Annotated in this window: 16 protein-coding genes; 7 read left to right on the top strand and 9 right to left on the bottom strand. The window is 44.0% G+C overall.

Going from position 1 to position 20,937, the window contains the following annotated elements:
• Positions 1-27: 27 nt before the first annotated feature.
• The 6 genes from AACT52_RS04280 to AACT52_RS04305 all read right to left on the bottom strand — a co-directional run bounded on the left by AACT52_RS04280 (position 28) and on the right by AACT52_RS04305 (position 6,720).
• Positions 28-813: a filamentous hemagglutinin N-terminal domain-containing protein gene (locus tag AACT52_RS04280; RefSeq protein ID WP_073636198.1), complete on the bottom strand. Its 786-nt coding sequence runs from the start codon at positions 811-813 to the stop codon at positions 28-30.
• Between the two features lie 107 nt (positions 814-920).
• On the bottom strand, positions 921-3,581 hold the full coding sequence (locus tag AACT52_RS04285) for a chloride channel protein (protein ID WP_073636199.1): 2,661 nt from the start codon (positions 3,579-3,581) through the stop codon (positions 921-923).
• 190 nt (positions 3,582-3,771) lie between these two features.
• Complete coding sequence (locus tag AACT52_RS04290) at positions 3,772-3,924, bottom strand: hypothetical protein (protein ID WP_233154218.1); 153 nt, start codon at positions 3,922-3,924, stop codon at positions 3,772-3,774.
• Between the two features lie 63 nt (positions 3,925-3,987).
• Entirely contained in the window at positions 3,988-4,446 is a 459-nt protein-coding gene (locus tag AACT52_RS04295; protein WP_233154219.1) for a hypothetical protein, read from the bottom strand.
• A 23-nt stretch (positions 4,447-4,469) separates the two neighbouring features.
• Positions 4,470-5,780, bottom strand: coding sequence for a TldD/PmbA family protein (locus AACT52_RS04300; protein ID WP_073636200.1), 1,311 nt, complete (start codon positions 5,778-5,780; stop codon positions 4,470-4,472).
• An 82-nt stretch (positions 5,781-5,862) separates the two neighbouring features.
• Positions 5,863-6,720, bottom strand: a complete 858-nt coding sequence (locus AACT52_RS04305; RefSeq protein ID WP_073636201.1) for a Tab2/Atab2 family RNA-binding protein — start codon at positions 6,718-6,720, stop codon at positions 5,863-5,865.
• Positions 6,721-6,993: 273 nt separating this feature from the next.
• Here AACT52_RS04305 and AACT52_RS04310 point away from each other — a divergent pair, with 273 nt between their 5' ends.
• The 3 genes from AACT52_RS04310 to AACT52_RS04320 all read left to right on the top strand — a co-directional run bounded on the left by AACT52_RS04310 (position 6,994) and on the right by AACT52_RS04320 (position 10,760).
• Entirely contained in the window at positions 6,994-7,536 is a 543-nt protein-coding gene (locus AACT52_RS04310) for a Uma2 family endonuclease (protein ID WP_073636202.1), read from the top strand.
• A gap of 438 nt (positions 7,537-7,974) precedes the next feature.
• Entirely contained in the window at positions 7,975-9,921 is a 1,947-nt protein-coding gene (locus AACT52_RS04315; protein WP_073636203.1) for a protein kinase domain-containing protein, read from the top strand.
• 80 nt (positions 9,922-10,001) lie between these two features.
• Positions 10,002-10,760: a DUF561 domain-containing protein gene (locus tag AACT52_RS04320; RefSeq protein ID WP_073636204.1), complete on the top strand. Its 759-nt coding sequence runs from the start codon at positions 10,002-10,004 to the stop codon at positions 10,758-10,760.
• A gap of 171 nt (positions 10,761-10,931) precedes the next feature.
• Here AACT52_RS04320 and AACT52_RS04325 read toward each other — a convergent pair whose 3' ends face one another.
• A complete protein-coding gene (locus AACT52_RS04325; RefSeq protein ID WP_073636205.1) occupies positions 10,932-12,059 on the bottom strand; it encodes a DegT/DnrJ/EryC1/StrS family aminotransferase in 1,128 nt (375 codons plus the stop codon).
• Positions 12,060-12,366: 307 nt separating this feature from the next.
• Here AACT52_RS04325 and AACT52_RS04330 point away from each other — a divergent pair, with 307 nt between their 5' ends.
• Complete coding sequence (locus AACT52_RS04330) at positions 12,367-13,143, top strand: ABC transporter permease (protein ID WP_073636206.1); 777 nt, start codon at positions 12,367-12,369, stop codon at positions 13,141-13,143.
• Positions 13,144-13,239: 96 nt separating this feature from the next.
• Here AACT52_RS04330 and AACT52_RS04335 read toward each other — a convergent pair whose 3' ends face one another.
• Positions 13,240-14,313 carry a hypothetical protein gene (locus AACT52_RS04335; RefSeq protein WP_073636207.1) on the bottom strand — a complete coding sequence of 358 codons (1,074 nt, stop codon included), beginning with the start codon at positions 14,311-14,313 and terminating at the stop codon, positions 13,240-13,242.
• Between the two features lie 819 nt (positions 14,314-15,132).
• Between AACT52_RS04335 and AACT52_RS04340 the strand changes: the two genes are divergently transcribed.
• Both AACT52_RS04340 and AACT52_RS04345 read left to right on the top strand, forming a co-directional pair.
• Positions 15,133-16,371 carry a succinate--CoA ligase subunit beta gene (locus tag AACT52_RS04340; RefSeq protein WP_073636208.1) on the top strand — a complete coding sequence of 413 codons (1,239 nt, stop codon included), beginning with the start codon at positions 15,133-15,135 and terminating at the stop codon, positions 16,369-16,371.
• A 14-nt stretch (positions 16,372-16,385) separates the two neighbouring features.
• On the top strand, positions 16,386-17,267 hold the full coding sequence (locus AACT52_RS04345) for a succinate--CoA ligase subunit alpha (RefSeq protein ID WP_073636209.1): 882 nt from the start codon (positions 16,386-16,388) through the stop codon (positions 17,265-17,267).
• Between the two features lie 73 nt (positions 17,268-17,340).
• Here the strand turns inward: AACT52_RS04345 and AACT52_RS04350 are convergent, their stop codons facing one another.
• Positions 17,341-19,254 carry an ABC transporter permease gene (locus AACT52_RS04350; protein WP_073636210.1) on the bottom strand — a complete coding sequence of 638 codons (1,914 nt, stop codon included), beginning with the start codon at positions 19,252-19,254 and terminating at the stop codon, positions 17,341-17,343.
• Between the two features lie 370 nt (positions 19,255-19,624).
• Here AACT52_RS04350 and AACT52_RS04355 point away from each other — a divergent pair.
• A partial coding sequence (locus AACT52_RS04355; RefSeq protein WP_143172995.1) for a CHAT domain-containing protein occupies positions 19,625-20,937 on the top strand: 1,313 nt, incomplete at its 3' end.

A 20,937-nucleotide genomic window follows, 5' to 3' on the forward strand; every position in this document is an offset into this window, starting at 1 on the left:
GCTAAATCGAAGATTATAGCGCGGGTCTTATAGCCCCCGAACCCCCACTAGATAACTTAAAGCAAACCCCGCACCCAAGTTCACAATTCCATCCCGCACACTGCCTAACTCAATCCGTCCTTGCTCTGCCTGAAGCACACCTCCTTGGATATCGATGTCTCCCCCAATCAATGCCAGCGTTTGTCCTGGTGGCACTTTTAGACCTGTTGAGGCATTTCCTCGAATCAGGGGGGTGAGGAAAGGAGCTGTGCCTGATATGTTGTACCCATTTCCCTGCACTGCAATCCGCCCCGGATTTGATCCCATCTGCAAGCCAATGGGGACACTGACGGTCAATAGCGGTGTCGTTTGGGGATTACTGGCATTGTACTGAAAATTATCGGCAAAGTTGATGCTGTTAGCGGTACTAGCAACAAACGAGCCACCAATATTGAGTTGCGCTCCTGCACCAAACACAATGCCATTCGGGTTGAGCAAGAACAGATTCGCCGTGCCCTGATCTCGAATCACACCATCAATGTTAGAAATTGAGCCGCCTGTGACTCGCGTCAGGATGTTTTGCACATCGGCTGCATTGTTGAAGAAGGCACTACCGCCAGTGGGAACAGAAAACGATTGGAAGCTGTGGAACAGGTTGCCACCCCGCCTTGCTCCTCCGTCAATTTGGAAATTGGGATTGCCGGAGACTTGCGATCGCTCTGCTGCTGGAAGTGTGTTATCGGGAACGACTTGAGCGGCGATCGGTTGAGTACAGTGAAGCACACTCAACGCGCTGCCAATTAAGAACCATGATTTCAGATGCCACCCGTTCATTTCTGTTTTGCCCTCCGCATCCCTAACGACAACTCAGGCGCTGGTTAAAAAAGCTTAAACAATAGTAGCGATCGCCCTTAGTGTTTCTTACAAACCCTTCAACTTTATTAACTACCTATCGCCCCCCTCACCAAAATCACTGTACTATCGACACCAGAAGCTATTGCCTCCGGAATATTGCCTGTAATTGCTTGTTGCAGCATTCCCTCACGCGAAGCACCCAAAACGACTACATCGTAGTGTTCTTTTTTCACCAAGTTAATCAAACCTTCAGAAACTGAGTCAGATTTAACTGGGCTGGCGAAAACAGTGCTTCCCAACTTACGGCGACGAATGAGTTGGCGAATAGCTTCTTCTAAAACTGTCATATCCGGCTCGATTTCTGAGGGTTTGAAAACCCGAGTCAGGCGAACTTTTGGGTCATTTCCCAATGTGACTAAAGCGGGTAACAATTTAAGCGCCACCCAGGCGTTAGGACCACCAGCCATCGGAACAAGCCAGCGGTTGAATTGGGGAGTGAGAGCGGATTTAGCAACAGATATATCAGATGATGTTTCTGTTAAATCTGTTAACCCATCCATTGCTCCTAACTTAACTAGCATCACATCACAGGTAGCTTGGCGAATTATCGTGTCTACAACGTTGCCAAAAATACGACCTGGGGTGGAAGTGTTACCTTTCCACCCCATCAAAATCAGGTCGATGTGCCGTTCTTTAATTGTTTCGAGAATTGCCTGCGCTACATCATGGGTGACGCGGATTTGTGTATGCACGGGAATTTTCCACTTTTTGCCCAAAGCCTCTGCAAGCCTCAGCAAGCGACGACTTTTTGTTGTTCTGACTGGGGTTTCTGTTGGGGAACTGTGGCGAGAGATTGGCATCACTTGGATGCACTCTATTTCATAATGGCGATCGCGGGCAATCGCTGCTGCCATCTCCAATAGTGTTGCTGCTGTTTCGGGATTAGCTATCGGTACCAGTAATCTTCCCCTGCCAACACTGGGAGAACGTGTTTGATAAACAACATAAGAAGGTTCTGGTCGCGGTCCTTGTTCCCTATTTTCACAGTTAATGTGGTCTGCTTCTGCCCGGATAATATCTGCACGGGTGATGATCCCAATCAGTCTGCGCCCCTCCACAACTGGTAAGCGACTGATTTGATAGCGGTCTAACAAATACAGCACATCGCTGAGGTTATGGATGGGACTGACTGTCAAAGGATTGCTAGTCATGATTTCCTTCAAGCTGGCGTCTTTTCCAAAATTGCGATCGCGTATTTTTAACAAATCACTTTGTGTCACAATTCCTACTAGCCTGCCATCTTCTACTATCGGAAAACCTCGATGGTGCGAACGGGAGAAAGCCTCTACTGCTTCATCCAGAGACATTTCTGCCTCCAGAGTATCCACCCGTCTTTGCATCACATCTTTTGCTGTTAACTTTGTCAATACTTCTTCAATTGGAGCTTGTTTTTTGATAATGATGCCACTTAACTGTAAAAGTTTGTCATACAGTGATCCAGGCACTATTTTTTCGGCAACTAAGTAGGATGTCACAGAACCAATCATCAAAGGGAGTACCAGATTGAAATCTGTAGTCATCTCAAACACAATCACGATTGCTGTAATTGGCACTTTGGAGACGCCTGAGAAAAATGCCCCCATTCCTGCGAGTGCATAAGTTGTCGGGGAACCTTGTCCCAAGGTATAAAGCTGGAATACACCAATGATGTATCCTAAACAAGAACCCAAAATCAGACTGGGAGCAAATAATCCTCCTGGCGCTCCTGAGCCAAATGCCACCAAAGTCAGGATAAACTGAGCGACAAAGGCGATCGCTGCTATGGAAGCATGAACTTCACCAGTGATAATAAACTCCCGCAACCCAGTATTATTGCGGAAAGATGCTGGTAGCAGGGCAATAACGACACCTGATATAAACCCAGCTAACGCCACCCTCAGCGGTAAGCTGATGTGTAAGTTACGGTAAATTGCTAAACTCGCAATCAGTCCACGATTGAATAATGCAGCCAGTAACCCCGCCAGGACACCTAAAATCAGGTAAAAGGGAATTTCTAGAATTGAGAAAGTGCTGGAGTAATGAGTTGCTGCCAAATCAAGTTGCAGACTGTTACCCCCTAATAGCCGGGAGACAACGCCACCAATAAACGAGGCGATAATGGCAGTTCCTAAAGTTAATCCTGATAAATCTTGGAGTAATTCCTCGACGACAAATATCATACCCGCGATAGGGGCATTGAAAGCCGCTGCCAACCCTGCACCCGCACCTGCTGCAATCATCTGCCGTCGATGATCTGGGGAAGTGGGAACCCAGCGACTCATCCCTGCTGCCAAAGCTGCACCAACATGAACGGTGGGACCTTGTCGCCCTAGAGTTAAACCCGAACCCAAAGTCATGATGGAACTGAGTAACTTTACAGCCGCCACGCGCCATGATAGAGTAACTGGCACATTACCAAGAGAAGCTTTGACTTGTGGAATTCCACCACCTGATGCCTCTGGTGCCAACCTCTCTACAAGTAAGCCAGCCAGAAATCCAAAGCTAAGACCAATAAGTGGTAGAACAACCCATGCTGGAAAAAGGTAGGAAGTATGAACTCGCCATGTTCCTAACCATCCTGTTCCAAATTTGAAAAATACAGCAGATAGGGCTGCGACTAAACCGATAACTGACGCTTCTGCGATCGCTAAACCTCTTCTAGGTTGCCACAAAGCGCGAAAGCTCTGAGAAAGAAAAAGAGGTGACATATCAATTCAAAATTCAAAGTTCAAAGTTCAAAAAAATAAAATCATGAGTTAGGTAAGAAATCCCACTCATACTTTGTTTCTCGGTTCATACCGGAAAATCGGTATTGTAAATTAATGGCGATTTTCCTATTTAAAACTGTTAACCGTTATACTATTGGCGAGCCAAACGCAGCATTTGATGGCTACCTTTTTAAAATTCCCAGGGAACTTCGACAATTTCGCTCTTAATTTCTAAGGCATTTAAGTCATTAACTAAATCATTCATCAATGCATACTGTTTGGCATCTTTGCCTTGTAATGGGTAGATTCTGACTTCTGTTGAGCAAACTCTATAAAGTTCCAAAATTGAATTTCAGTGAAATCCATAATCTAACTCATCACTGTAAACAAACAAAAAATGTCCGCTTCAAACTAAATCAAAGCTTTTGTCTGAAAATGGCAATTTTGGTAACTCGACAGGAATATAACGACCTTGTACCTTACCATTCTCATAATCGGCAGCAAATCGTTGAAAGGCTATTTTTCTGCATTCTTTAAATCCCTCAATTCCTCCATAAACTTCCCAGTTGTAGAGGTGAGGAACAAGGGAAACTCTTTCTATGACGTGGTCATAATCTGTTTTGCCTTTCTCAATTATGACTTTGGGATCAAGATGAAATAAAAGGTCACAAGCTACAGCATCAATGCCCATTTGGTGAGCTTCTGCTACAAAAGAAGCCGCACCAGATGGACAATCCAAAATTTTGCTACTTTGCCAATAAGATAAATCAAGGTTGAAAAATTTTACATATTCTGGTAGAGTGCGCCCAAAAAATACCACTCTGTCAAGTTGGATAGCATCATGGTTATGACTCGAATCGTCCATACCTGCAAAGTCATTTTGAATTTTTAATTTTGCTTGCTAGTACTGGATAGTCCTTCTACTAATAAAGATGGAGTATAGCAAGAACCATTCCAGTCAGCATCGTCACCCAGTTTAACCAATTGTTTTAAAGCTGTATAGACGTTTCCAGCCACCATTGTATCCTTCACACGCCCAATCACATGACCGTTTTGAACGCGGTATCCTAGATCAATGTTGATGGAAAAGTCACCGGAAATGCCGCCATTACCTCCCAGCATTTGATCCACAATTAAGCCATCATCCAGATGGTGAATCAATTCTTGTAGCGATTCAGTTCCGGGCTGAATGAGGAAATTAAATAAACCAGGGGTGGGATAACTTCCTAAACCAGGGCGAAAACCGTTACCAGTGGAGGCAATATTTAACTGGCGTCCGGTAGTGCGATCGCAGTAAAAATGCTGCAACACACCGTCTTGGATAAACACCAAAGACTGAGTTGGGGTGCCTTCATCATCAAAAGGGCAACTGTAAGGTCCCGCCTGGGGGTGTTGGTAGAGAGTGATTGGTGCCATAACTGGTTTGCCTATGCGTTCCCCCCAAGGAGAAGCCCCCTCCAAAACTCGCTTGCCATTCAAAGCTGCTTGTACAGTCCCCCAAAGCATATCAGCAGCTTTAGAAGTAAATAGAACCGGGACGCGACCGTTGGGAGGTGCCACATTTTCTTTTGCCCAAGCCAACCGTTGTAAAATTTGGTGAGCAACTTTCTCTGGCTGGAGGTTACCTCTTTCGGTTTGACCATCAGAAACGTTCAACAAATCGTCACCTCGTACCCACTCTGCATCCACATAGCAGCTGAGAGTGGTGTCGGTGTAGTGGCAATCTAAACCTTTGGTGTTCACGAGTCTGGTGGTTTCGACATCACATTCCCAGTCTGCCGTACAAATGACATCTGGGTATGCATCGCGGATGATGGCGATCGCTTCTTTGCCCCACTCCACCAACTTTTCTATAGGGACATCTTCACCCAAGTCTGGGTAGCAAGGCTTAGAATCACCGTTCAATTCCACGTCTTCAGGTTCATTCAGTTGACTCAAAGCTAAAGCACGTTCCACTAAGGCTTGCGGTTCCACAGGACCATAAGCCACAGCTAATCCCGGACATCCGTTACGCCACAGCCGCAGTGCTGTACCTTCAGATTGGCTGGTTTCTAACTGCTTGAGACGATTTGCTTCAAAAAATACAGGTCGAGAAAGCGATTTTGACTGATAAACTTCAGCCGCTTCTGCACCTGATTTTATGGATAGTTCCAGCAGTTGTTCTGCCAGTGAATTATTTGGTAATTCTTTATACACCATATTTTTGTTGGCTGTGGACGTGGAAATTGCCTTGTAGTCAGCGATGACAGCCCTGACTACAAACCCATTCCCTCAATCAAATTTACGGCAGATTGACCTCTTGCAACAGCCAAAATCCGGCAAAAGATTCTTCTTGAGGATTGGACTGCACCGCGAGAAAATGCACTCCGTTAGCTTTTTGCTTTGCTTCTTCAAAGCCTTTGGCTTCTGCGATTGTTTGGGGATTTTTGATATTCGCCAAAATCCAACTTTCAGTTGCACCGGTTTCCAAAACCAATCTCGCCCCTTGGTCAACTTTCAACCACGCCAACTCTAAACCAGACATCCAACCTGCTATTGGCAATGCTCTGGGTGAATATATCAAAACACCAGGAATCGGGGTTTCGGGGGAAACTTGCGCTATCTCCAAGGGGAAAGCTTCGCTAAAGCCAATCTCCCACTCGTGCATTCCCGTAAAATCCGCACCTTTTAAAGTAACAAATGTCCACTGCTTTCCTTCCAAAGCATCTGGTAAGCGTTGGGGTGAGGATTTCTCCAAGTTTACCGAGGGATTTGTACTCGCTTGATACCCTGGCTCTTGAGGATAGACTTGCTCCACCCGCTGTTGCAGCCATTGTTTCAGCAGCAAAGTGCGGCGACTTGGCTCAGCAGGAATACCCAAATCTTTGCAGGCTTTGGTAATCATGTTGTTCATTTGGCGGCGGAAAAAGCGGATTCTTCTCGGTGTTTCTCCTGCTTTGCCAATTGCTTCTTCCAACGCCGTCCGCAACCACGCTGAATTGACCTCAGTACTGGGGCAATATTTAGCAAAGCGAAACAAAGAATCAATTTTTGTGCGGGTTTCCAAAGGAGTTTGGCATACCAAGACTTCCCAAACTTTTTTCTGGTTTTCGTCCAGAATCGGACGCGAGTAAAAATCGAGTTCCCAAATACTGCCCATATTATGCCGTTAAAGTCAGGTGACTTTATATTTTCGTTATATTTTCATGATACGAGTGTATGGACAGCGTCGAGACATTGGGACAAGAGGACAAGAGTTTTTGGGGTAGCAGGTTTTTCGAGAACTCAGGAATTCATCGGGCGATCAGCTCAATCACTAACGCTGTTGTCTTCATCAAGCCAAGAGCTACAGAAACTCCCGTTAACTTATCGTTAAAATGATGTAGTGTAAATGTCCAAGAAAAACCCAACCCTGGGGGATTTAGGAGGTTCTATGTCCCTGACAGTTCAAGACTTGGAAAAAATGCAGCAGCAGTATCCCCACCATCGGATGGAATTAGTCAAGGGGAATATTATTGTCATGAGTCCATCAGGATACGAGTCAGATGAAGTCGCAGCCGAGGTTATCAGAGTTTTAGGCAACTGGGTTCGACCTCGCAAACTCGGACGGGTAGCTGCTTCCAGCGCTGGTTTCAGATTGCCGAACTCAAATTTACGAGCGCCTGATGCTTCATTTGTGCGAGCAGAACGATTGCGTCGCAGTCCTAAATCGTATGCTCAGTTAGCCCCTGATTTGACGGTTGAGGTAAAGTCCCCATCTGATGATGTAGAGGAACTAAGGGAAAAGATTAGAGAATTTCTTGCACTGGGAACCGGGGTAGGAATTCTCATCAATCCAGATGACAGAATTGTTGAGGTTTACTACCCAGAAAAAGAGGCGTTGATAGTTGGTGATGGTGATATTTTGACAGTTCCTGAACTTCTTCCAGGATGGGAAGTTCCAGTTTCAGATTTGTGGGCACCGGAATTTGATTAAAATAGCATGTCGTTACGACAGCTTGTTGTGATCTAACGACAACTTGTTGTGATCTAACGACAACTTGTTGTGATCTAACGACAACTTGTTGTGATCTAACGACAACTTGTTGTGATCTAACGACAACTTGTGCATTCCTAACGACAGCTTGTTTCTAACCCCTATTTTCTGCGATTAACTTTGCCACCGCCCCGAATCGCGATAGCCTCTTCCAGGTGCGCTTTGCGCAATCGCTCTCAAGCGGGCACTTTGTGCGATCGCACCAGTGTAAATATAAGCACTCATGACTAAAAAGATGGTAATTTAAATTTGGCACGAATACAGCAAGCTACAAAGTCAAGTTGTATTTTTTCAGAATTATTTTTGGTAATTCAGAAAATTGAAGGGATTTCGAGGAAGCCTTATATTAAATGACAACGGCTGATAGATGCCTAACTTATGATCTACTGCCTCAATCCCAACTGCGAGAAACCCCTAAATCCTGATGCCACATTTTGCCAAAGTTGCGGCACACAACTGATATCCCAGTTGCGAAACCGTTATCGCATTATCCAACCACTGGGAGGCGGAGGATTTGGCAGAACTTTTTTGGCAGAGGATGAAGATAAACTGAATGAACATTGTGTCGTCAAGCAGCTAGCACCACAAGTCCAAGGAACCACCGCCCTGCTTAAGGCAACTGAACTCTTTCAAGAAGAAGCACGACGGTTGCAACAGCTTGGAGAACATCCGCAGATCCCGACTTTGTATGCTTACTTTCGGCATGATAACTACTTGTATCTGGTGCAGCAATTCATCCTTGGGCAAACTTTACGGCAAGAGTTGAGACAGCAAGGAACTTTTAGCGAGGAAAAGATTTGGAAACTGTTAAGTGAACTCTTACCCATTCTCAAGTTTATCCACGAACATCAAGTTATTCACCGAGATATTAAGCCAGAAAATATTATTCGTAGATCCCCTCGGGAAGATTTAGTACTCATTGATTTCGGCGTCGCCAAGCAGTTAACAGCGACTTCTTTGCAGCAAACAGGTACAACCATTGGTTCCTTTGGCTATGCACCGATAGAACAAATGAAGTATGGCAATGCGTATGCAGCAAGTGACTTGTTTAGTTTGGGTGTGACTTGCTTTGATTTATTGACAGGAATTCACCCATCTCACCTTTACATGGAACACGGCTATGGCTGGGTGATGCATTGGCGACAACATCTTAAGTCTCCTCTATCTGCACAATTGGTGCAGGTATTAGACAAACTGTTACAAAAAGATATGGAGCATCGTTACCAATCAGCTGATGAACTGCTGCAAGATTTGCATCAAAAGCCACAACCTGCCTCGATTCCACGAGATTTTTCTTTACCACAGCCGCCGTCAAGGATAAACCCGAGACAATCAGTTTTTCCCAGCACTGTTCTTCAACCAAGAATCCAGTTAAAACATAAACTGCTAGCGGGGGGCATTATCCTGCTTTTAGGGTTAGGCGGATATATTTATTGGCAAAGCTTGGGGCATATCCCAACCTTGAGTGGGCATTGGGGCGATGTGAATTCCCTCGCCTTTAGGCGTGAAGGTACTACCCTTGCTAGTGGTAGTGATGACAAGAGTGTCAAAATTTGGAACCTGAATAATAGACAGGAAATCCGCACCCTCAAGGGGCATAAAGACATTGTTTATTGTGTCGCCATTAGCCCGGATGGTCAAACTCTAGTCAGTGGCAGCAAGGATAACACAATTAAAATCTGGAATCTGAAAACGGGAAAGGAAATTCGTACTTTGAAAGGTCATACAGATTGGGTAAATTCCGTTGCCATCAGCCCAGATGGTCAAAATATCGCTAGTGGTAGTTATGATAACACCATAAAAGTCTGGAATTTGAACACAGGGCAGGAATTACAGACTTTGAGGGAGCACACAAGTGCGGTTTTGTCTGTTGCTTTAAGTTCAGATGGTAAAACGCTTGTTAGTGGAAGTGCGGACAGGACAATTAAAGTTTGGAACCTGAACACTGGCAAAGTTCTACGCACCCTAACAACTCATTCAGGTGATGTGAATGCCCTTGCCATTAGTCCAGATGGGCAAATGTTGGCTAGTGCTAGCGATGACAAAACTGTCAAAGTGTGGAAGCTGAACACTGGAAAGGAAATACGCACTCTTGTGGGTCATTCAGCCGATGTGAATGCTGTTGCTTTTAGCCCCGATGGCGAACATATCGCAACTGGCAGTGATGACAAGACTGTGAAAATCTGGAACTTGGATACGGGAGAGATAATAGATACCCTAAAGGGGCATTCAGGCAAGGTTTATGCCGTTGCTTTCAGTCCAGATGGCAAAACTTTGGTGAGTGGTAGTCACGACAAGACTATCAAGATTTGGCAACTGCCGTAGAGATTTGGGAGACTCCCTAACCCCTGTTATCGAGGAGACGGTAGAATAAACCTAATTTTCAAAGCTTCAAAAGACGAAATATGACAATGCATCCCACTCTCCAAAGTGCATTTGCCAATCGGTGCGCTCTCAAAGTGATCAGCGGTTTGAATAACTTCGATGGGCGTAGCGTAGCAGCAACGGTCAAAGCAGCCCATCACGGTGGTGCGACTTTTGTTGATATCGCTGCCGATCCCACCTTAGTACAAATGGCAAAAGAGTTGACAAAATTGCCCATTTGTGTATCAGCAGTCGAGCCAGAGAAATTTGTGCAAGCTGTTGCCGCAGGTGCAGATTTGATTGAAATTGGTAATTTCGATTCTTTCTATGCTCAAGGACGCAGATTTGAGGCTGAGGAAGTTTTAGCGCTGACTCATCAAACCCGCGCTCTCCTGCCTAAAATTACCCTCTCTGTGACTGTTCCCCATATTCTGACACTGGATCAACAGGTACAGCTGGCAGAGGAACTGGTGAAAGCTGGCGCAGACATTATCCAAACTGAAGGTGGTACTAGCAGCAACCCAACTCACCCCGGAGTTTTGGGACTGATTGAAAAAGCTGCTCCCACTTTGGCAGCAGCTTATGAAATTTCTCGTGCGGTGTCAGTTCCAGTGCTGTGTGCTTCTGGTATTTCCAGCGTAACAGCACCCCTTGCTATTGCTGCTGGCGCTACTGGTGTTGGTGTCGGTTCTGCCATTAACCAGCTCAACAGCGAAGTCGCAATGATTGCCGCTGTACGTGGTTTGGTGGAAGCGTTGGGAACGACAAGACTGCTGAGTGCTAAGGGACTTCCAAATTAAAAAATACCCAACTTTTTCTTGTGGGATGGGCTTCTAGCCCGTCCTAGAAACTGGGCGGGCACCCGATGCCCACCCTACTCTTAAAGAGTATAATTTAATTCAGGTATTAGGTTGAGTGATGAGTACCGAATCCTAAGTGTAAAATATTGAACACTCATTGCTTAGGACTGATTACGCCAAGCAATCTTTCAAAGCATAAATCACCTGGTCTTGCTGTTCTTCTGACAATTCTGGGAACATAGGCAAAGATAAAACTTCCTGACAGGCTTGCTCTGCCACTGGCAATTGTCCTTGTTTGTACCCCAGACTTTCATAAACTGGCTGCAAATGTAAAGGGTGGGGATAGTAAACCATTGTGTTTACACCCCGCTCTTGCAATTTGCTGCGAATCAAGTCCCTTTTATTGCCGAGTACACGAATGGTGTATTGATTCCAGACTCCCATACCCCCAGCTAATTCTTGGGGTGCAATGATACCGGGAATTTGATTGAGAAACTGGTGATAACGAGATGCAACTTTTCGCCGCTGATTATTCCAAATATCTAGATAAGGCAGCTTAACTTGCAAAATAGCAGCTTGGATGGCATCCAAACGGCTGTTGACACCGATTTCCTCGTAATAGTATCTATTTTTCTGTCCATGTTCCTTGAGTACTCGTAGCCTTGCCGCGATTTCGGGGTCATTGGTTGTTATTGCGCCACCGTCACCGTAAGCACCAAGATTTTTGGTAGGGTAAAAACTGAAGCAACCGATGTGTCCAATGCTTCCTACCTTTTGCCCTGTCCAACTTGCCCCTGTGGACTGAGCGCAATCTTCTACCACGAGTAAATTATGTGCTTCTGCTACATCTATCAATGCAGTCAGATCTACAGGTTGACCAAACAAGTGAACTGGGATAATTGCTTTCGTTTTCGGTGTAATTGCGGCTGCTACTTGCTCTACATTTAGATTAAACGTAGTAGTGTCGATATCAACAAACACAGGCACCGCACCTACTGCACTGATAACCTCAGCAGTAGCGATAAAAGTAAATGGTGTGGTAATCACTTCATCACCTGCACCAATATTTAAAGCTCTCAGTGCCAAGAAAAGAGCATCGGTACCAGAGTTACAGCCTACACATTCACTCACACCAGTATAGTCGGCAAACTGTTGTTCAAAGTTTGCTACTATTGGACCGCCGATATAACGACCAGAAGATAGAACCTCCAAAACGGCTGCGCTGACTTCTGCTTCAATCATGCTGTATTGTTGCTTGATGTCAAAGGCTGGTATGGAATGTTTTACACTTTGAATCATGAGATTTATCTTAAGTTAAAAATAGATACCGACGTTAGATTTGCGCTTATTGAGCTTTGAATCAAAAACAAGCGTGAAAGTCTTTTTCCCCAAATTCACGCCATTCAAGGGTTTTTACCTAGGTTTTTTATCAAAAAGGCTACCATTTGCTAGGGTGAAAGGAGATGGATATCCACCAAGAACTAATACCTTTAATTAAAGTTCCCAGTGAGTCGTTTTAAAGCGAACAGGGGACAGGGAAAAATCTGTAACATAGAACCCTGTAACCTATACCTTGTAACCCATATACACAAGAGGTAGAAAACCTATGCAGGAGTTAATCAAGCTAGATTTCGTTGATTTGGCTTGTGCTGTTGGATTGATGGGCGCAGCCATAGGTTTATCCGCGTGGGAAAGAATAGGGCTGGAACTAAATTTAGCGATCGCAACAGGGAGAACCATCCTACAACTAGCTGTATTGGGGTATGTTTTAGAGTTCATCTTTGCTTTAGATAATCCTTGGGCAGTTTTGGCGATTTTATCAATCATGCTGACAATTTCGGCAATTGTCGCACGAAATCGCATTACTCAAAAAATACCGCAGATGTTGCCCTTAGTGTGGGGGTCAATTTTCGTGAGTACAACCTTGACAATGGTTTATACCAATGTATTGATTATTCAACCAAACCGATGGTTTGAGCCGCAGTATGTGATTCCTTTAGCAGGGATAGTGTTAGGTAATGCTATGAATGCTGCTGCGCTTGGCGGAGAACGTCTTGTCAGCACCATTAATGCTAGCCACTTGGAAATAGAAACTCACTTAAGCTTGGGGGCAACTCCCCAACAAGCAATTGTACAGTATCGTAAAGATGCTGTTCGCGCTGGATTGATTCCTACTCTTAATCAGATGATGGTCATAGGTATGGTGACGCTACCAGGAATCATCACCGGTCAGTTGCTCAGTGGCGTTAATGCTCGCGAAGCTGCATCTTACCAAATTTTGATTATGTTCATGATTGCTTTTGCCAATTTGCTGACAACTGTGTTAGTCACTCGGGGAATAAGTCGTCAATTTTTTAACTCCGCAGCCCAATTAGTAAGATGAGGGAGCAAGGGGACAAATCAATTCACGCATTCGCTCATTCATCTCTGTACCGCATTACGAATCTCTCCCTCATCCTCCTCATCCCTCACATCTGGTTCACCCTCCTTCCCTTGAGGGTCTCGCAACTTGTCGTTTTTCTTCTGCAAGCAACTGCTGTTTCACAGTATGCAAATTGGCGCGATAGATGAGTAATTTTGGTTGCACTAGCTTATAGAGTTCACTATTTGAATTGACAGCCTCTAGTGGTGCGATCGCCTGTCGCCACAATTGTTGCCTAGCTTTTAATTCCTGCAAGCTGCTTGCCAAAGTTTGACTTTTTTGTGCAGCCGTTGACCCTGCTTGAAACGCCTTTCTCAGTTGCTGAATTTTTTCTGATTGCTTAGACAAACTTGCCGAAAGTTTTTCTGCTTCTTGGTAATAAGGCGACCAAGGAGGAATGGTTTTTAGGGATGCGCTTGCAGCATCAAGTTGCTGTTGTATTTTAGGCAATTCTTTCTCAGACTTGAAACTCAGCTTCAGTTGCCCTAAAGACCTTTGTAACTGCTTGGCGGTTTGTATTTGTTTAGACTCGAACGTCACACAACAGTGGGTTAGGAAATAAGCACTGCCACTAAATACAGCAATGATGATTAAGGCTGCACCTACCAAGATAGTCTTGAGTGAGTATGCTGGCTTTGATCCTAGCAATGTGATTGCCCTTACACCTGCTATCGGAGATGGGCAAGATGAGGGGGATGAGGGGGATGAGGGAGAAATTCCCTGCTCCCCCACTTCCCCTACTCCGTCGCCTCTCAAAGTTAATGAACGTTTGGCGTAAGGAAGCTTCTGTCCAAAAACTCTTAGGAAAAGTTCTACTTGCTGTTTATGGTGTTCCGGTAGCGACTGGAGTGCTTCCTCAAGCACTGTAAATATTGTTTCGATATTGCACTGCACAGCGACTGCGTGTTGAGCTACAATTATCAATTGCTCATTTTTAACCGCACACTTTACTTGGAAGAATCCACCACAAGGGACTTCTGCAAGTAACTGTTCTTGCAAAATTTGCGCTAACAACTGTAAATCTTCCTGCTGGGCTGCTACTTTCGTAGAGCCATCCAGCTGGTCTATATTTTTTCGATTATCTTCGAGCGTGTTAGATGTATGACTTGCGTTTGTTGAATGCAGATACACAGTTTAACCAACCATACTCATAAATACTTTAAAACAAACTTCTAACACAAAATAGTAAGTTTTAACAAAAGAAAAAACTACTTTTCTAAATCTTATCCAGCAAACTCTGTTGATTTTCATAGACCAGGCACAATGCCAAAACTTATCTGTATTTTCAAAATGTTTACTGCAAACTTTCATAATTTGAGTAACAATATAAAATTTCGGTAAAAAACAAAAAAAATCTAATTATTGAACTTTATTATTTTCATTAATGATGCTAATGAAATATACGGAAGATACTGTATTTTTTGTCTTTAGCTTTGAAAGATTTAATTTCTGTGAAGCAATGAATCAGTCTGATACAACTACGACTCAAGATAGAACAGAATAAAGTCTAAAAGAGAAAGGATGAAATACTTCATCCTTTGGGTAAGCTATCCTAACTCTATGTTTGTGTCATAATTAAGCTTGAGTGTAGAGAAAAATTGTTATGTAAAAATTTAAATTACTTAACTCACGACTCTAAAAAAGCGAAATTATCTAAAAATGAGGGTGTCTTTGATGTTGGCTTGTATCAAGGTTTATTGACAAAGAGGGTAGAGAGGCGCGATACTAGCAAATTTACTGATGCAATTCATATACGTCTTGTTTACTTGGAAACAACAAGTGTTTTGATAGAACATAAATTTCCGTTATAGACTGAATTAGTTAAAATTGATCAGGGAAAATAAGTATTTCTAGCCAAAAAAAGCTTTATCCTGCAACTAGGGTGCAGCGTCAATGTTTGCGACAGCACCGCAGCAAAGAATGAAAATGTGGTAAAAAAGGTGTGTGTCAATGGATTTGTTAGAGTACCAAGTTAAGGAATGGTTGGCAAAAATAGGCATTCCTGTATTGCCTTCGCAACGAATTGACCATCCCACGGATTTAAAACGTTTAAAAATTAGCTACCCGATTGTTCTGAAATCTCAGGTGCATGCGGGTGAAAGAGCAAAAGCGGGTGGAGTCAGGTTTGTAGAAACGACTATCGATGCGATCGCCGCCGCACAAAATATATTTCATTTACCCATTTTGGGGGAATTGCCACAAGTGTTACTGGCAGAAGCTAAGTATGACACTGAACAAGAATTTTATCTAGCTGTAGTTTTAGATACAGCAGTCTGCCGACCTGTACTTTTGGGTTGCACAGAAGCAGACGATATTGATTGGGAATCAGCCAGCGAGAAAATGCAGCACGTCGTCGTTGAACAAGAATTTTCCCCATTTTATGCTCGACGACTGGCGTTGAAAATGGGCTTGCAGGGTGAATTGATACAGTCTGTCAGCACTGTTATCGAAAAGATGTACCAGTTATTTGTAGAAAAAGACTTGGACTTGGTGGAAATTAATCCCTTGGGTGTGAGTTCCTCCGGTCAAGTTATGGCGCTGAATGGTAACATCAGCGTCAACGAACGGGCAATTGGGCGTCATTCAGATATGGCTCAATTGACAAGAAAAATGGTAAAAAATTATACTAGTAGCGAGACAATCAGAAATTTGGGCGACTGGGATGTCGTAGAAATGCACGGTAAAATTGCCATTTTGGGTAATGGTGCTGGATCGGTAATGGCAACTTTAGACTTAGTGGTTAATACTGGTGGAAAGCCTGGTGTGTGTTTGAATTTGCGCCATGCGTCTGTTACCGAAACTTCACCAACCACCTTTAGGAGTCGCTTGGAAAAAGCTTTAAAAAACTTGAGTACTGACAAAAGTATTCAAGTGATACTGATTAACTTCCTGGGTAGTATTTCTCAAGCGGGCGAAGTTTCTGAAGTCATTGGCAACTTTGTGGAGAATAGCACTCTGGAAGTTAAACCATATATGGCAAGGTCTAATGGCAACAAAAACCGTCGAGAGAGCCATTTTCCGCGCTTAGTAGTCCGTCTTGCCGGTTCGGAGTTCGAGACAGCAAGGAAATACATAGCAACACTGAAAACCCCAACAGATGGGTCTATAGTGGTGGTAGAAAATTTGGATGAAGCGGTAGCAGAAGCAGTGCGTCTTGCTAAGTCCACAGCATACAACAGAAGGTTTTGACCAATTAACCTGTTATGAATTTGACACCAGACAGCAAAGTGTTACTCCAAGGCTTTTGTGAATATATCACAGCAACTCATGTTGCTCAAATGAAAGCTCAAGGCACAAATTTGGTAGGTGGGGTCGATCCTGGATGTGGTGGACAGCAAAGATACGGTTTGCCAGTATTCGACTTGGTAGAGGAAGTCGTGGGGCAATTCGGAGCTATTGATACGACAATCATCTGCGTACATCCGTACCAAGTCCTAGATGCAGCACTAGAAGCGATCGCATCTAATATCCGCCAAATCATCATAATCTCCCCTGGCGTGCCACCCTTGGATATGGTGGAATTACTTCGCGAAACCGAAGCAACCGAAACCCTGATAGTAGGACCAAATAGTCCTGGGATCATCGTACCAGGGAAAATTCTGTTGGGGACTCAACCCAGTGAATTTTACACGCCTGGTTCAGTAGGTATCCTCAGTCGCAGTACCACTCTCACCTACGAAATTGCCAGGGAATTAACCAATGCTGGCTTAGGACAGTCGATTAGTGTCAGCATTGGTAGTGATGCGATCGTTGGTTCGTCTTTTCTGCAATGGCTACAAATATTAGATGAAGATGAAGCCACAAAAGCAATTGTTTTAGTTGGTCAACCAGGTGGTGGTCGTGAAGAAGCCGCAGCGCGATATATTGCGGAAGCAATTGATAAACCAGTCGTTGCTTATATTGCAGGGACACAAGCACCACCCGTTAAACATTGGCGTCAAACTGGAACTTTAGCGGCTGTCATCGGACGCGATCCTGATTTTGGCACAGCAAAAAGTAAATTAGCCGCTTTTTCTCAAGCAGAAGTTCCAGTCGCCGAACGTCCTTCTCAAATTCCAGAATTAGTCAAGAAGGCAATGAAATAGTCATTGTAGAGACGCGCCATGGCGCGTCTGTACATCTTCATTAGTCATTAGTGTAATAACTATTGACTATTGACTATTGACTCATTAGTGCTTTTGTCGCTGACTCTCCTGCAAGTCTTATCTGCTTTCTCAAGTGGAAGTTTAACAATACCAAAACACTGAACTCTGCCAACAAAGCCATAAAAATTGTTGGCGTCGAAGCGTACTCCAAACTTGCCCAAGGGAAAGTCGAAAACAGCCACACAATAGCGTATTTGGAAGAGTCAACATGAAGCATTCCTAAAATCAGTGGTGGCAAGAAAATTGCTGCACCAATAGTACCAATTGCCCAGAAAGAACGCTTAGCAGTTTTCATCAACAGCATCCTCTGCGCAAGCGTGGCGTAAATCATTATTAAAGTGATAAACAAAGCCACACCCAAGATGGCATTTAACCTACCAACATCGTTAATTAGCCAATTTAGGTTTCTGGTATGATGAACATTCAAAACAGGTGCTAGTAAAATCCAAATGACTAATGGAGTCGTCATCATCACAAGATGAATCACCATTGCCACTAATGGAGGGCTTTTTTCACCTAAAATCAAATCCAGCAACAAAGAATTTTTCCAAACACTTTGATGACCAGAAAGATTATGGTGTCGATACCTTGCCCAATCTTGTACTGTTTGACGGTGAGGCGAGAGAATTGCAATTAAACCAAACAACAGCACGAAGTTGAACAAGACTAACCAAATAAAATTCTGTTGTATTTGGAAATTTACATCATGAATACAAGAACTCAACTTGTATCGAGAGGTAGAGGGACAGTAGTTTTCTATATACTGTAGAGTAAATCCCCAAAGAACGACTTGGGAACAAGCCACCAGAAAATAACTTTGACCCTTGCTGAAGATGGTAGCGTTTGGATTACGGAAACAACGCTTTAGTGCTTGCCAAATCAAGTAAGTCCACAAGCCATAATTCAACAAGTGTAAACCAATCAAACCGACAAGATTTGTTCCTATCGGCATATAAAAAAACTGCACTTTTTCGATGAGTTCAGAGTTATATCGCCTGAAAAACAGGTTTGGGAACAGGTAATGGGTTATGTCAAATGGGCTTAACAGGGTGAACCAAGCAGTAGAATAGTTTAAAGATGAACCAGACAACGCTATTCGCATCGTCACTATCAAAAATAATAGAACAGCACCACTACCCAACCAAGGTTGAAAACCACTGATCCCACGACAACATAAACCAAAAAGCAGTGCAGCGCTGTAGAAGAAAATGCAGCCAGCAACCAGGACAGCCCAGAAGCTTAATATGTAACTTGTGGCAATATTGGCAGCACGTCCAGCAATGAAATGTAAAGGTGTTGCTGTGAATATGAACAGGTAAATTAAGATGGGAACACCCAGCATTTTACCAGTCAAAATACTTGTTTCCGATTGGGGAGTGAGGCGAATAAAGTTGAGTGTACCGCGCCGTTCTTCCGTCGCTAAATTATTAATCAGTAAATAAGTGCCAGCCACTAACAGCGTGAAAATAAAAATCACACTCAGCGAGAGGAATATGTATTCCCAATGTTCCCGCCACCACACTTGCATATCAAGTTGGTCTGTGGGACAGAAATTATTGGATAAATAACTCTCAAAATCAGAATTTTTTGTCTTTACTTGCGCGATTTGTGCTTGAAGTTGTTGTATTCTATTAGAGTTGAGTGGTTGAGTATTTCTATAACCATCTAATTGTCGATGAAGGTCATTAGATTGTCGAAAAATCTCACTTCGTTCCTGTTCGTAAAATGAACGAAGACGACAGTACTTGCCGAAAAGTGAATATCTCTCACCAGGTAGTTCCCGTAATTGATAAAGGAATAGTACCAGTTGACCAATTAACGATATCCCAACTGCAATTGCTACGTTAAAACCTTTGAGGCGTCCTTTCAGTTCTCGGAATAATTGAGGATTCCAATCGCCTACTCGGTCTATTAAATGGTGTATCATCATAAATTCTCCATACTACCACAAGAAATTAAAATCTCTGGCTTATAGCTAAAGTCGGTTAAAACAGACAAAAGTTCTCCGTTTTTTCAATTAACTTGCCTTGAAAATAAGGCACCTATGCTGAAGGCAGAAGGAAGAACCAAAATCATCCTTCTTTGTGAACTTTTGCTCATGGAGTAAGATTGCAAAAGTCAATTGGATGAAAATAAAACCACAGATTAACACATCTATTCATATGAAAACCGCTGTAAGGTATAAGGTAAATGTGCCTTTTTGCCTTGTCGGCTATGGCGGCTTCACTCTGGAAACACAAGCAGTGAATGTGTAGTCTATAGCTAGATATCCTTACTTTTATCAAAAGTGTCACGCCATGCCAGTGATCACGATTCGGGAAGAAGGAAAAACCGAAACCGGATTTGAGGCAACTCTCAGATTTGCAGGGGAAGAATACTTTGTTACCATTACTGAGCCATTCACTACCAAGGAAGAAAAAGAACTGGAGTGGTATTTTGAAGAGTGGCTGGAGTTTCCCTTTAGTGATACTACTATTGCCGAGAGGGCAGCAGGAAGTATTAAAAAGTACGGTGAAAATTTATTTAACCAAGTTTTTACGGATAGAAGTGCCTACAGCGAATATCAGCAGCTACGCAGAGGGCATAATCCGCTACAGATAGAAATTGTGGGTAAAACCCCGGAATTTCAAGCACTGCACTGGGAGGCGCTGTGGGAACCTGGTTTTCCGCGACCACTGGCGGTAGACTGTGTGATGGTACGCAAGAGTATTAAACGTGGGGCAAAGCAGGCGGATGTTCCACAGTCGCCAGTGATTAATTTGCTGGTGGTGACAGCGCGACCGAATGAAGAACAAGATGTTGGTTATCGTACCATTTCCCGACCACTGATTGAGGCGATTGAAAATAGTCGGTTGGCGGTAAACGTGGAGTTATTGCGTCCGGGTACTTATGAAGCACTCGCAAGACATCTGGAAGAAAAAGGCGCGGGATTTTATCACATCATCCATTTTGATGCCCACGGGGCGTTGATGAAATATCAGGAGATCCAGAATGAGGCAACGGCAAAGCCCTATGCTTATCAGGTGAGATGGGGGCGTTATGATTTGCAACGGTACGACGGGGTGAAGGCGTTTCTGTTTTTGGAAGGGGAAACTAAGGGCAATGCTGATCCGGTGGAGGCGACGGAGTTGGCGGATCTGTTGACGCATAAGGGAATTCCTGTGTGTCTTCTCAATGCTTGTCAGTCGGGGAAGCAGGTGAAGAACCCCACCCCCAGCCCCTCCCCGCCAGCGGAGAGGGGGGCACCTACTGCCGGGGACGCGGAGAATGATTACAGAGAGACTAGTCTGGGTAGTCAGTTGATGGCGGCGGGGATGCAGATGGTGGCGGCGATGGGGTATACCGTCACTGTGGATGCTGCCAAGCTGATGATGCAGCAAGTTTATACTCATCTGTTTGATAACAAGGAAATCAGCGAAGCGATACGGCTGGGTAGGCTGGAACTTTTTCATGACAAGAAGCGCAAAGCTTATTTCAACCAAGAAATTGATTTGGAAGATTGGTTGCTACCTGTGGTTTACAGCAATCAAGCGGTAAAGTTCAACCTGCGGGAGTTTACCTTTAACAGCAAGAAGGCTCACACTGTAGCTGTACCCAGGTCAGTGTTGAG

Source organism: Scytonema sp. HK-05 (assembly GCF_963872035.1).
GTDB lineage: Bacteria > Cyanobacteriota > Cyanobacteriia > Cyanobacteriales > Nostocaceae > Kalymmatonema.